At 52.1% G+C, this 12,362-nt stretch carries 11 protein-coding genes; 6 read left to right on the top strand and 5 right to left on the bottom strand.

Annotated features, from left to right (window positions below; translation table 11 throughout):
• Window positions 1-20: 20 nt before the first annotated feature.
• The 3 genes from ACG2E4_RS13105 to ACG2E4_RS13095 all read left to right on the top strand — a co-directional run bounded on the left by ACG2E4_RS13105 (window position 21) and on the right by ACG2E4_RS13095 (window position 3,196).
• Window positions 21-887, top strand: coding sequence for an endonuclease/exonuclease/phosphatase family protein (locus ACG2E4_RS13105; RefSeq protein WP_395276837.1), 867 nt, complete (start codon window positions 21-23; stop codon window positions 885-887).
• 146 nt (window positions 888-1,033) lie between these two features.
• The gene (locus ACG2E4_RS13100; protein ID WP_395276836.1) at window positions 1,034-2,419 is read left to right on the top strand and encodes a Gfo/Idh/MocA family protein; all 1,386 of its coding nucleotides are present in this window, start codon (window positions 1,034-1,036) and stop codon (window positions 2,417-2,419) included.
• Window positions 2,420-2,440: 21 nt separating this feature from the next.
• Complete coding sequence (locus ACG2E4_RS13095) at window positions 2,441-3,196, top strand: DUF1080 domain-containing protein (RefSeq protein ID WP_395261629.1); 756 nt, start codon at window positions 2,441-2,443, stop codon at window positions 3,194-3,196.
• Between the two features lie 49 nt (window positions 3,197-3,245).
• On the opposite strand, the gene ACG2E4_RS13090 is transcribed toward ACG2E4_RS13095, so the two are convergent.
• The 3 genes from ACG2E4_RS13090 to ACG2E4_RS13080 form a co-directional block, all read right to left on the bottom strand.
• The gene (locus tag ACG2E4_RS13090; protein WP_395276835.1) at window positions 3,246-4,193 is read right to left on the bottom strand and encodes a DNA-3-methyladenine glycosylase family protein; all 948 of its coding nucleotides are present in this window, start codon (window positions 4,191-4,193) and stop codon (window positions 3,246-3,248) included.
• Window positions 4,194-4,531: 338 nt separating this feature from the next.
• Entirely contained in the window at window positions 4,532-6,394 is a 1,863-nt protein-coding gene (locus ACG2E4_RS13085) for a 7TM diverse intracellular signaling domain-containing protein (RefSeq protein ID WP_395276834.1), read from the bottom strand.
• Complete coding sequence (locus tag ACG2E4_RS13080) at window positions 6,369-6,986, bottom strand: response regulator (protein WP_395276833.1); 618 nt, start codon at window positions 6,984-6,986, stop codon at window positions 6,369-6,371. The genes ACG2E4_RS13085 and ACG2E4_RS13080 overlap by 26 nt, the downstream gene beginning before the upstream one ends.
• A gap of 516 nt (window positions 6,987-7,502) precedes the next feature.
• On the opposite strand from ACG2E4_RS13080, the gene ACG2E4_RS13075 reads away from it, so the two are divergent.
• The 3 genes from ACG2E4_RS13075 to ACG2E4_RS13065 all read left to right on the top strand — a co-directional run bounded on the left by ACG2E4_RS13075 (window position 7,503) and on the right by ACG2E4_RS13065 (window position 9,126).
• Window positions 7,503-7,904, top strand: a complete 402-nt coding sequence (locus ACG2E4_RS13075; protein WP_395276832.1) for a hypothetical protein — start codon at window positions 7,503-7,505, stop codon at window positions 7,902-7,904.
• Entirely contained in the window at window positions 7,873-8,466 is a 594-nt protein-coding gene (locus ACG2E4_RS13070) for a hypothetical protein (protein ID WP_395276831.1), read from the top strand. The genes ACG2E4_RS13075 and ACG2E4_RS13070 overlap by 32 nt, the downstream gene beginning before the upstream one ends.
• A gap of 168 nt (window positions 8,467-8,634) precedes the next feature.
• Complete coding sequence (locus tag ACG2E4_RS13065; RefSeq protein WP_395261634.1) at window positions 8,635-9,126, top strand: fibronectin type III domain-containing protein; 492 nt, start codon at window positions 8,635-8,637, stop codon at window positions 9,124-9,126.
• Window positions 9,127-9,192: 66 nt separating this feature from the next.
• Here ACG2E4_RS13065 and ACG2E4_RS13060 read toward each other — a convergent pair whose 3' ends face one another.
• Both ACG2E4_RS13060 and ACG2E4_RS13055 read right to left on the bottom strand, forming a co-directional pair.
• Window positions 9,193-10,905, bottom strand: coding sequence for an ATP-dependent DNA ligase (locus ACG2E4_RS13060; protein ID WP_395276830.1), 1,713 nt, complete (start codon window positions 10,903-10,905; stop codon window positions 9,193-9,195).
• Between the two features lie 385 nt (window positions 10,906-11,290).
• Entirely contained in the window at window positions 11,291-12,274 is a 984-nt protein-coding gene (locus ACG2E4_RS13055; protein ID WP_395276829.1) for an MBL fold metallo-hydrolase, read from the bottom strand.
• Window positions 12,275-12,362: the final 88 nt, after the last annotated feature.

The following is a 12,362-nucleotide window of genomic DNA, read 5'->3' as shown; positions in this document are numbered from 1 at the left end:
AAAGAATAAAGTGACCTGTTGTGAAGTCTTTTTCCTCCCCAATTTTGCTTTCGGTATTGATGGCCCTGCTGCCTGTAGCTGGAATCGGCCAGTCAGCGGATACGATTAAAGTGATGACCTACAACATCTATCACGGGGAAGATCCGGAAAATCCCGGCAGCAGCAATATCGAGGATGTCGCCATGCTGATCCGCAACGAACGCCCCGATTTTGTAGCGTTGCAGGAAGTGGACAGCCTCACCGGCCGGTCGGCCAGACTGAATAACGGGGTGCCACAAAATCTCGTGGAAAAATTGGCTGATCTGACCGGAATGCACGGCTATTTCGGCAAGGCAATCAATTTTGACGGTGGCGGATATGGCGAGGGAATATTGACCCCGCACCCGGTTTCGGTAGAGAAAGTGATGCTCCCGATACCCAAAGGGGGAGAGAAAAGGGCACTGCTGGTCGCCCGGACAGAGCTTGATGAGGGAGGAGAACTGCTGTTTGCAGGGACGCATCTCTGTCACCAGTACCCGGAGAACAGGGCGGCACAGATGCAGAAGATAAATGAGTTTTTTAGCGGTGCGGATATTCCCGTGATCTTGGGGGGAGATCTGAATTTTACGCCTGGATCGGATCCCTATAACATACTGCGTGATCAATGGATTGACATGGCTCAAAATGTCGGGCTGCCGGAAGCTACGTATCCGTATGGGGATCCCGAAAAACGTATCGACTACCTGCTGGTGCATGCAGCCATGCGCGATGTCGTGGAAGTGGTGGATCTTAGGGTGCTGGGGGGTCGGCTACTCAGATCACCTCCCGGTCGTTGCCACGCTGAAGATTTACAATTAAAATGCAGAAGGTTTGTCCCGACATTGCTGAGCGCAATGTCATTTGCGTAAAAAGTTATATTTTTATTTCAATAAGAACCTTGTTTAATTCTTTAAATACAGAGTATTTTTTTGCACGCTTTTTAGGAAAAGGATGGGCGCCGGATGTGCAAAAGATCTGGCGTGAGGTAAATGCTTAAATAAATGGAATAGATGGTATGGAAAAGAAGGGACAAAGTCGTCGGGAATTTCTGTCAAATGTAACCCTGGGCACGCTTGGGACAATCGGCGCAGGAGGACTGTTGAGCAGCTGCGCGGGTAGCCGGGCTGTGCAGAAGAGCGGGGAGAGTACTGCGCTTTCACTGGCTTCGCAGGCCCCGGACGGACCGGTCCTGAAAGCCGGTTTGGTGGGGTGTGGCGGTCGTGGTGGGGGTGCAGCCATAAACTTCCATGACGCAGGACCCAATCTTGAAATTGTGGCCCTGGGGGATGTCTTCAGGGATCAGCTGGACCAGTGCCGCTCGCATCTGAAGGCGGCGAGGGGAATTGAAGTTGCCGATAAAAACTGCTTTGTCGGCTTTGACAGCTACAAAAAGGTAATCGATTCCGGCGTCGATGTGGTGCTGCTTGCCACACCACCCCATTTCCGCCCCCGGCACGTGAAAGCGGCCATTGATGCCGGCAAACATGTGTTCCAGGAAAAGCCGGTGGCCATCGATCCTGCGGGAGCCCGCTTGATGATGGAGACGACCCGGAAAGCGAAAGCAAACAACCTCTGCATGGTCAGCGGTACCATTCGTCGATACCAGAAAGATTATATTGAGACCCGGCGGAGAGTCGCCCGGGGAGCGATAGGCGAAGTCGTAGGGGCGAATATCATACGAAACGGGGGAGCGCTCTGGTGGGTCGAACGCCGGCCGGAATGGTCTGACATGGAGTATATGCTGCGAAACTGGGGGAACTTCACTTGGCTTTCGGGAGACCATTACGTTGAGATGTTTATCCATGAGCTGGATGTAATGAGCTGGTATATGGGCGGCCACCCGGTTAAAGCGGTCGGGTATGGGGGGCGTCACCAGCGGGTGTCGGGCGATCAGTTCGATCATTTTAGCGTCAGCTATGAGTACCAGAATGGGAAAAAAGTGCACTGTGCCACCCGGCAGATCAATGGATGCGACAACGGGAAAGAGCAGTATATTACCGGTACCCGCGGTCGTGTCGATGCCAGTGGAACGATTTATAACCACAACGGGGAAGTGACCTGGAAGTATCCATACCCGGAGGAAGAGGATGTCCATTCCCAATGGAGTGTGAAGGATCCCTACGTCCAGGAACATATAGAGCTGGTGACGGCTATCCGGAACGGTGACTACATTAATGATTCGGAAGAACAGATAAAGTCGGCCCGAATTGCCATCATGGGGCGGATGGCGGCCTATACCGGCCGGGAAATTACGTGGGATGAAGTTCTCGAGTCGGAATCGCGGTTGGGACCTGAGACATATGAACTGGGCCCGGTCCCCGAGATCACCGAGGAGCCACCGATTGTGGGTACATCTCCGGCCCCCACCAACAGGTATGACTACGCAAGTGCAAATTCTTAATCCTGAATAATAAATATTGATATGAACAGAAGGGAATTTACCGGGCAGATGTTGCTGGGAGCGTTCGCTGCAACCACGGCGGGCAAGGGAATACGGCAATTTCAGCCACAGGGGGAGAGAGATTCTGATTTGGGATTCCGGCCGCTGTTCAACGGCACCGATTTGAGCGGTTTTGTGGATGTTAATACCTCTGAAGAAACCTGGTGGGTGGAAGATGGATTGCTAAAATGTACGGGAGAGCCGATCGGCGTGATACGTACAGAGAGACAGTACGAGAATTTTATCCTGGACATCGAATGGCGCCATATGGAACCCGGCGGGAATTCCGGCTTTTTTGTCTGGGCTGACGGCACGCCGTTTGAAGATAATCCCTTCCCCAGGGGCATGGAGATACAGATGCTGGATCCCCAGTGGCCGGTCATCCACGAGAGGCCTTCGGAGTATGCCCACGGTCACCTGTTTCCGGTCATGGGACTCGAGGGGGCCATTCCTGACAATCCCTCGGAAGCAGTTCCCGGCCGAAGTTATGCACTGGAGGAGCGGGTCCGCGAGGCGGGAGAATGGAACAGGTACCTGGTCGTATGCATTGACGGCGCGATTAAACTGGCTGTAAATGGAAAGTTTGTCAACGGAATACGATCCACGAAGCGTAAGAAGGGGTACATCTGTCCGGAGTCGGAAGGGTCAGAGATCCATTTCAGGAAGATCGATATCCTGGAACTGCCCGGTGGCGTGTTAACAGAGGATCAGCAGGCCCCGGTCGTAGAACATTCGTGAACCCCGGGCCCCGACTCCTGCATTCAGTCAAAAGAGTGTTCTGACCTTATTATGATTTTTGTTGCTTTTCCTTTTCTGAGAGCACCCAGTCTGCGAACATAAATTCAAGGGCGGCCGCCTCGTATCCCTGCCAGTGGGCGATCATCTGCTGAAACTCCTCTTCCGTAACCGAATCCGGATCTCCGCCATAGCTCAGGATAATCCATTTGCGGAGGCCTTTTTCTTCGCCCGATTTTTTGTTGCTGGGGAAGGCCGCATCTGTGCGGTTGCGGAACAGCATCAGCTGCTGGGCCGAGGTGGGACCGATGCCGCGCACCTCTTTAATGGTCTCGTAAAACTGCCGCGGATCACATTCTTCCAGGTAATCCAAATCGATCTCTCCGGAAAGGATATCCTCCGCCATGCCGATGATAAACTCCCCTTTCCGCTTGGTGGGTCCCAGCTTGCGGATGCTCATCGGGTCGGCTTTCACCAGCTGGTGGGGCCGCGGCCAGGCGGGAATGTTCTTGCCGTTGTGGACCAGCGTGGTGCCGTATTTTTCGCGGACATCGTGCACCATCCGCTTGGCGGTAGGTTTGTGGGAGAGGCGCATCTCAATGATTCGGTTTACCGCATCCTCAAAAAGATTGGCGCGGGCCATGCGTTTTAACCCGTACAGGTCGGTGAGCTTGGGACTCAGTACGGGGTCGTCTTCAATTCGGTCATACAGGGGACGCAGATCCAGCCTGGTGCCAAAAATGCGGGCCAGGCTTTTGTTGGCCAGCTCGATCTCCTGCTTGCTCAGCGATTCCGGGCTTTGACAGTGAAACTCGGGATTCTCTACATCCCCATTAAAAAAAGCGGTGACGATGATGTCGCGGTCGCCCGCGGGGATGGGGCGGGTGAAGCCGTCCTCAAAAACTGTTTCGGGATCATGTTCGTGATCAAAATACTGTTCAATGTCCAGGCAGAGAAACCAGTCGTGCGGGGGTGTTGAGGGAAGCGTCCAGCTGCTCATAACAAAAGGGTAAAGATTACAAGTTGATGCAGGTTATCCAATGTAACTCCGGATGGTGAAGTCTAACCGAAGTGCGGCTCACTTGCAATTTTTGTTGTCATTTCTAAATTGGGATATCTCAGGGAGAGAAAATTTCTATTTACTCAGCCGTTTGGAGAAAAAATTACCGATTCAACGCAGGAAGCTATGTCTGTGGGGCTAATTCCTCTTCTCCTTGCAGACAAACCAATTTCTTGGTGCGAAATGCAGGCTAACTTCCTTAAAAAGAACTATGCCCTTGACAAAGAACTTTTAAAGGGTGGGAAAGAGTGAATTTTCAGTTTAGGCTAAAACAATTCTTAAGGCTGATGGGCTATGGGCAGGACCACTAAAATATGAGTGCCCCTTTTCGGGGCGGAGGAGATTTCGACCGTGCCATTCAGCTGTTCCACGCGGTAATGGAGGTTCCGCAGACCGATCCCCTGATCGGCATGATAACCGGCCGGTAATCCCACCCCGTCATCTTCGATGGTTAACACGAGTTTATCCCCGTGATTAATCAGTTGAATGTCTGCCTGATCTGCCTGGCTGTGCTTTTCTATGTTGTTGATGCCCTCCTGAACCAACCGGTATACATTCGTGGAAACCTCGGTCGATAGTTTTTCCGGCAGGTCCAGTATCTGCAGGTGGTACTGAATGGAGCTGTTTGCGTCCGATTCCCGAACCAATTGCTGCATATTCTGTTCCAGTGTGGTAAGCTGCAGCCCGGGAGGTGATAATTGGTGCGAAATAGATCGTACTTCTGTAATAATTTGCTGTATCCGCCCGGCCAGACCATTGCTGGAGCCGCGCTCAACCAGGTGTTTGAGATGAGTGAGGCGCGACCCTACTGTATCGTGCAGATCTCTGGCAATGCGGTGGCGCTCTTTATCAACCCCATCCACAAATGCCTGCAGCTTCTCGTTCTGCAGCTTGTTGATGCGCGAACGGAACTCCGCCTGCTCGCGATCCAGTTGGCGGACCTGCCAGCCCATCCCTACCGAAAGAATAATAATTTCGGAAAAAAAGCCGATTTGAAGCGGCGTTAAGGGATATACCACCCGGGGAACCATCCCAAATTGAGCAATTGCTTTATAGACTGCACTCAGAAGCATGGCTGAAAAAGCCGCCAGGTAGAAGCGCGCAGGAATACGGTTAACCCCAAGCTGAATAACCCCGTGGTACAGCAAAAACAGCAGGCACAATAGAATGATCAGGTTTTTGGTACTAAGGGCCAGGATACCGTCAACATTACCCAGCAGAAACCAGGTGGTGAACACCACAAAGTGCAGAAGGGCAAGGCCCAGAAGTATATTGAATCCCCTGTGGTACGAAGGCAGCGTACGACCGGTGGAAAAGTAATGCTGGGTAAACGGAATAAAGGTAAACAGGAAGCCGTAGGTCAGCACCATGCGAGCGTAGTTCGGGATGGTAGCGGATCCGGGGTAGATAAACTGGTGGGCCAGGCCGGTGTCGGCCAGGATGTACAAGCCGATGGTTAAAATATAGAGCAGATACCACAGGTACACCTGCTTGCGAGAAAAGGCAAAGATACAACCGGTCGCTATTATAACCAGCAGTAAAATTCCGAAATAGCCCCCGTACACGGTATATTGAACCTGCTGCTGGCGGCTGAAATCGGCCTGTTCCCACAACCGCAGGTTAAAGTTGAGGGACGAGTGCTGCTTGTAGAGCATCACCAGCAGGTCGAGCTGCGACCGACCGGTAAAATCTATCGGTAGTGCAGGGTTGTAGTGAGATAGCGATCGAACGTGGTGCGGCACCCGGTCTCCGGATTGCTCGATTTTGATCCATTCTCCGGTTCCCGGCGACCGGATATACAGTGTGATATAATCGATATGGGGATTTTCAACCTCCAAAATCCACTGCTGGTAAGCGGACAGGTTCTCAAGTTGCAATCCCACCCAATACCGGTGATCGGTAAAGCCGAAATCGTTAAAATGGGTAGTGCCGGATTGTTGGATCTTTTCCCAGGCTTGACCGGGAGACAGGTTTTGTTCGGTATGAAAGATGGCCGCCGAATCGGTGATCTGCTGACCGGAGGCCGCCCCGGCAAGCGGGAGCGAGGGTAGCTGCTGGGCCGGCATACTCCCCGCGGCCATGAGCCATATTACCAGGCTTCCCCATATCGACCGGTTAGACCAACCCATGCGTGTGAGCAAAATGTATTAATTGTTTAACGCCGTCGATATCGAGCTTTTTGTAGATGTTGCGACGGTGTGTATCCACCGTGTGTTTACTGATATGGAGGAGCTCGGCGACTTCCCGGGCCGACTTTCCACTGGCGGTGTATGCAATAATCTCCTTTTCCCGGGGTGTGAGTTGAAGCGTACCGCTGAAGCCGTCGGTTTGCAGCGACTGGCGGATACCGGGACTCACATAAAAGGTGTCGTGTTCAATAGATTTTAGCGCCTGCAGCAGTTCATTGCGCCCGAAATCCTTCAGCATGTAGCCGTTGCCCCCCAGTGTCTCAATCTGATCCAGAATGAATGCATCTTTATGCATCGTAAGTACTAGTATCGGCAATTCGGGGTGCCGGATTCGTATTTTCTTCATCAGGTCAAGACCGTTGACATCAGGGAGATTGAGGTCCAGTATCAACAGGTCGGGCAGGTGGTGCTGCAGATACTGCAGGCACTTTTTCCCAGTCTTGGCAGTCTGGAGTTTCAGCCGCCCGTATTTTCCAGATAAAATATGCCCGATGCCTTCCGCCACAATCGGGTGATCATCGCAAATGCAGATGGTTCGTTCCATGAGATCAGTCCGATAGCCTGTAGTTTTTACAACGCCAACGCTGGTTTTATATCGCAGGGTAAATTACCTGCAGTGCCGACGAATAATTATCCAAATATTTAAAAAAATCAGGGTTTTGGAAAGAATTTTATGGTGAAGATGCGATGGTCGTTCAAAAGTAACGTCTACGTAAAAATACTCACTTCTGATTATTGACGGTCTTGCATGTCTCATATATACTGCGGGTGTCGAACCGGTTATGTTCGATACAATCAATAGAGATATGTATTCCTATTCCCTGTTACTTGAGCGCTTTTTATAACCTTGTAATATCAACTACAGCGGGAAGAAGTTTTTGCAACGATGGACCTTGAAAACCGATAGCGAACATGGATAGTGACGGTTTCAGGAAGGTGTTGTGATCTGTATCGGTGGTAATGCCACTATACCCGCTCTATTGCGCGCTGCCGCGACAGGATGACGATTTCAGCTGCTTATTTAGGGGACGGGGTTATCAATGCCAGGATATAATATGGAATGAGTCGCTCAAGACGGCTTCATCTGCAAACAGTAACGGTGCCTTCGGTAACACTTACAGAAAACCGTGAGGCAACTATACCGCTGCATCCCGGCTGGAATATCATCTCCAATCCGCTCGATATTGATGTGTCATGGAGTGCTGTTGAACAGGCAAACGGGGTAGACTTGCAACCGATATGGGGCTTTGAAGGCAGCTTTAGCGAGTCTGCTGCATTTGCGTCTGCCAAAAGTGGCCGGGCCTTTTATTTTTTGAATGATCAGCAGCTGGAAACTCTTGTCATTCCCTACCAAATCGCGACCGAAAAGCAGAAATCAGTATCGGAACCGGAACTCCATATTACTCTAGAGCTGGAGATAGAGGGGGGAGGTGGTCTCGAAAAGTGGCATTACATTTATTGATCACGCACGAGAAAAGGCGGATGTAGTCGCACCGCCAGGTACTTTTGAACAAGGATCCCTGCGATTTGTGCGCAGTGCCCTCGACGAGGACTCAAGCCGGAACGACGCGCTTGCACGGAAGTATCACAGGCATGATCCGGTGGGGCAACAGTTTTCCCTGGTACTAAACGCGGTGGATGGTGAACCGGTAGTCGTCCGGTTGCGTGAAAATAAAGAAATTCCCAATGCAGACGTAGCCTTGGTCAATCCTGCCACGGGAAGGCAATGCAGCCTGGATGCAACTGAAATCGAAATTACGTTGACGCCTGAATCGGCAGTCACTGACATGGTGTTGCTGGTGGGTGACGAGCAGTACCTTGAGCGGCAAAAGTCGGAATACCTGCCCCAAACGGTGGATATACAACCGAATTACCCGAACCCTTTTAATCCGACGACGACGTTGCAGTTCGCCCTGCCGGAGCAGGCGAAAGTTCGGCTGAGAGTCTATGATGTGATGGGACGCCGGGTTGGCAACCCTCGTCAACGAAGTGCGGGAGGCTGGAGTACATTCAGTGGATTTTGACGCGAGCCGTCATTCGAGTGGGCTATATTTTGCGGTCTTCGAGATCGGGACGCGCCGATTTACCAAAAAATGATGCTTATTAAGTAGTCAGGCTTGAGTCGTGGGTCTTGAGTCATGAGTTGTGAGATATTAACAGGTGAGAAATTTTAAAATGGAACAGGAGCTATTATGAAGATTCAAGCACTGTTAACTGCAATACTAATATTGGGGCTGCTGGCCGGTTGCGGCGGCAGCCCGTCAGATTCGGGCGGTGATGGCAATAATGACGGGGTGGACGATCCGCCGGACCAGACCGAAGACACCACGCCGCCGTCGGCTCCCGGAAGTGTGGAGGGAACTTCCGGGGGTCAGGTGGTGGAGCTGACCTGGAGTCCCAACTCCGAGGATGACCTGGACGGCTACAACCTGTACCGTTCAGAAAGTAATTTTTCGGATGTTTCGGGCCTCGATCCAGTCAACGGGTCACCGCTAACGCAAACTTCATTTAAGGATGAGGACCTGCAAAACGGCACCACCTATTACTACCGGCTGACAGCCGTCGACGAGGCGGGCAACCAGAGTGATCCTTCGGCACAGGTTGAGTCACCCCGTTTTCGGATCCGCCGGACCGGCCGTAGTAACCTAGTCACGGGGCTCGATCCGGGAAGAAAAGACGTATAGGGTCGAAGAGTAGATGAGCCAGAGACTAAAATTCGAAATACGCAATACGCAGTACGCCATACGGATTCAATCTCCACTGTAATAGAACGATGGGTTTTCCGACTGCTTCAGCCGGTCCCGTTCAATTTTTTGCTGATACAGCCGCTCCACATCTTTGAGCGTATCCGCATCTTTCGGGCTCATATCCCACCGGATCGCCTTGAAGCGCGGCAGCCGCAGCGTGTAATTAGCCTTGGTGCGTTTATTTACCTGGATATCGTCAAACTCCAGCTCCACCACAATTTCAGGAATCAGGCCGAGCGTGGGACCGTACTTTTCCACCGTCAAATCTTTGATCCGTTCGTTCAGCCGCTTCATCTCCTCATCCGTATACCCGCCGTACGCCTTGCCGATCGGGATGAACTCCTCCTCGTATCGCTCATCCTCCTTCACGCTGATGCCCAGCGTAAAATCGGAGTAGTATCCGCCGCGCTTGCCGCTTCCGGCGTGGGCGTACATCAGCACCGTATCGAGCGTACCGCCCGGTTTTTTAACCTTGAGCCACGATTTGCGCCGCTGCCCGTACTCGTAGGTGCTGTCTTTCTTTTTGAGCATGAGTCCTTCGTTGCCGTGGGCCAGCGCCCGTTCAAACAGCTCATCCACATGTTCGTGGTTATCTACTTCAAACTGGTTGGTGATCGGCAGGTTTTGGGATTCGGCCAGTTCCCGGAGGCAGGCCCGCCGTTCCATCAGCGAGAAGTCAAAAATTGGCCGGTCCTCCAGGTATAGCAGGTCATAGGCGATGAATAGTACCGGATACTTCTCCATTATTTTTTTACCCGGTTTTTTTCGTCCCATCCGCTTTTGCAGGAGCTGGAAGGGCAGTATTTCATCATTTTTGAACACACATATTTCACCGTCCAGTACGATATCCGGCAGACCGCGCCTGGCAAAAAACTGGACGATTTCCGGGAAGGAGTGCGTGACATCGTTGAGGTCGCGGGAGTAGAGTTCCACTTTTTGTCCGCTTACATGGGCCTGCGCGCGCATGCCGTCGAATTTTTCTTCGGCGATGTAGCCTTCCAGGCTCTCCACGGCGCGGCTTTCGATCGGGGAGGCCAGCATGAACGAGAGCGGGTGAAACAGCTTGAAGTTGGCCTCATCCAGGCTGTTATTTTTGCTTAGCGTCGCCGTGCGACCGATACTGCCGGTGATCATGTGGGCGTACCGGACTGCTTCCAACGTTTTGTCAAACGCTTCGGCGATGGCAGAGGTCACGCTGCGAGATTCAAACCCGATCCGCAGCGAACCCTGGCTCATGATTCGGATGTAGTACTTGATCTCCACCGGCGTCATCTGTTTCCACATTCCGCGCAGAATATCCTGTTTGTCCTGGCGGGAAGAAACCCGGTACAACTCCTCGTAGCTTTCCTGGATCTGCAGCAATGTCAGCTGTTGGGGGTCCCGCTTCTCCCGCGCCAGATCGATGTTCTGCATCAGTTTTTCGATCGCCTCGGATGAGCTGCCCAGCGCCGTGCGGCAGGGCTTGAATACTTTTTCGTAGTCTATATCGCAAAACTCAGCCGCACAGGTGGAATAGGTGCGGCTGCCCACCGAAGCCCGCCTGCCGGAGATTGACGAAAAGGCTCCTTCTCCCAGGAATTGGGCTGCCAGGTTCAGATCCTCATCCTGTTCAATAGATCGGAAATAATCCGCACAGATCGCAATCTTGGAGTTGGTACTGCGTGTCTCCGCAATACGCTGTGCGGTTTCTGCCAGTTGTTGGAAAGAGTTACTCATTTTTAAAGTCTGGATTATACAGCTTGAAATACAAGTGGTCGAGAATTCAAATCAACGCTCTGTCATCCTTCGATTCCGCTTAGCTCCAATCAGATGACGTACCTTTGTTCTTAAACGCTTTACTTCGGGTTTTAACTTAACTTGAGTTATATAGCTTCCAGCTTTAACATTGTTTCTTAATTTCTTGGGGCAGGCCTTTAATCTCCCCTTGAGGGGAGCCCCGCCGAAGGCGGGAGGGGTGTTATTCTATGTTGGACCTGCACCTCCCGACCTAATCGCGAACCCCACGCGATTAGCCCACCCTCCTCAAGGAGGGACTGTTTTCTTGCCATTTCAAGGCAAACAGGCATTCTGGTTGAGATCACTATGTAGAACTCAGGTTAACTTAATCATCCGTTTCAGCTTCCAGGTCGAGAAATCGGGAGTCTATATCGTATTTATCAAGGTAGTGCCGCACCACGCTGGCGTTGGGGGTGTGGGTGATTAAAACCTGTTTGGGATCCAGGGTCTTGCAGAGGTTGATCAGCTCAAAGAAGTCAAGGTGATCGGAGAGCGGAATCAGCTCATCGACCGTGAGCTGGGTACGCGTGGCCTCCCGCGCAGCCCATCCCGAGCAATAGGCAATTCTCTTTTTACTTACATTTGAGGCAAAGCCGTTATTCAGGGCCGAGGTGGTGGTAATCAGGATGTTACCTTCACAGGTCTCACGATCGTAGCTTTCATACCGTCCCAGGTCGATCCCCGCCTCCTCATACACCGAACAGAGTTTGTATCCCGCACCGTGAATCTGCACGGTATGATCCAGCGGCGCCAGCATATGCATGACCTCCTGCGCCTTGCCGAGGTTGTACGCCAGGAATACCGGTGTGTAGCCCTCATCCAGGGTTGTGCGTGCAAAATTTCGAACCTGCCCGGTCAGTTCCTCCACCGAACTCCACCGATACACCGGGAGGCTGAAAGTAGCTTCCGTGATGAAATAATCCACGTTCTCAGGCAGCTCAAATCCCTCAGTGGCGGGAGAGGGCGGCGTGCGGTAATCCCCCGTATAAAGTACATTGCCCAGATCACTTTCCACATACGTCATGGCCGAGCCCAGGATGTGTCCCGCAGGGTAAAATGTGATACGGGCACTATTGGTCTCAACAGATTCCCCAAAATCCAGCGTGGTTGCCTCACCGGAGTAGCCGCGTTTTTTCATCAGCTTGTAGGTGTTCGGGGTGCAGTACACCGACTCCTTCCGGTTTCGCGGCATGTGGTCGGAATGGGCATGCGATATAAAGATATGATCCACCTCCGGCGTGCTGAAATCAAACCCGATGTTCAGCTCCGGCAACAAAATTCCGTGATATCCGGCTTTCGCTATTTGCATAGATTCTTTTGGAAGTCCCCCATTTATTCAACAGTCTCTTAGACGTTAGACGTTAGACGTAACAAGTAATGAGTGACAAGTAAGGCTG

This window comes from Halalkalibaculum sp. DA384 (assembly GCF_043951955.1).
Classification (GTDB): Bacteria; Bacteroidota; Rhodothermia; order Balneolales; family Balneolaceae; genus JAMQKA01.
This window is presented reverse-complemented; position numbering and strand designations above follow the sequence as displayed.

What these genes read in the sequence shown, in the direction of transcription:
- ACG2E4_RS13065 (WP_395261634.1), top strand. Translation starts at nt 8,635, where the DNA reads ATGAAGATTCAAGCACTGTTAACTGCAATACTAATATTGGGGCTGCTG.
- ACG2E4_RS13075 (WP_395276832.1), top strand. Translation starts at nt 7,503, where the DNA reads ATGAGTCGCTCAAGACGGCTTCATCTGCAAACAGTAACGGTGCCTTCG.
- ACG2E4_RS13100 (WP_395276836.1), top strand. Translation starts at nt 1,034, where the DNA reads ATGGAAAAGAAGGGACAAAGTCGTCGGGAATTTCTGTCAAATGTAACC.
- ACG2E4_RS13080 (WP_395276833.1), bottom strand. Translation starts at nt 6,986, where the DNA reads ATGGAACGAACCATCTGCATTTGCGATGATCACCCGATTGTGGCGGAA.
- ACG2E4_RS13095 (WP_395261629.1), top strand. Translation starts at nt 2,441, where the DNA reads ATGAACAGAAGGGAATTTACCGGGCAGATGTTGCTGGGAGCGTTCGCT.
- ACG2E4_RS13090 (WP_395276835.1), bottom strand. Translation starts at nt 4,193, where the DNA reads ATGAGCAGCTGGACGCTTCCCTCAACACCCCCGCACGACTGGTTTCTC.
- ACG2E4_RS13060 (WP_395276830.1), bottom strand. Translation starts at nt 10,905, where the DNA reads ATGAGTAACTCTTTCCAACAACTGGCAGAAACCGCACAGCGTATTGCG.
- ACG2E4_RS13055 (WP_395276829.1), bottom strand. Translation starts at nt 12,274, where the DNA reads ATGCAAATAGCGAAAGCCGGATATCACGGAATTTTGTTGCCGGAGCTG.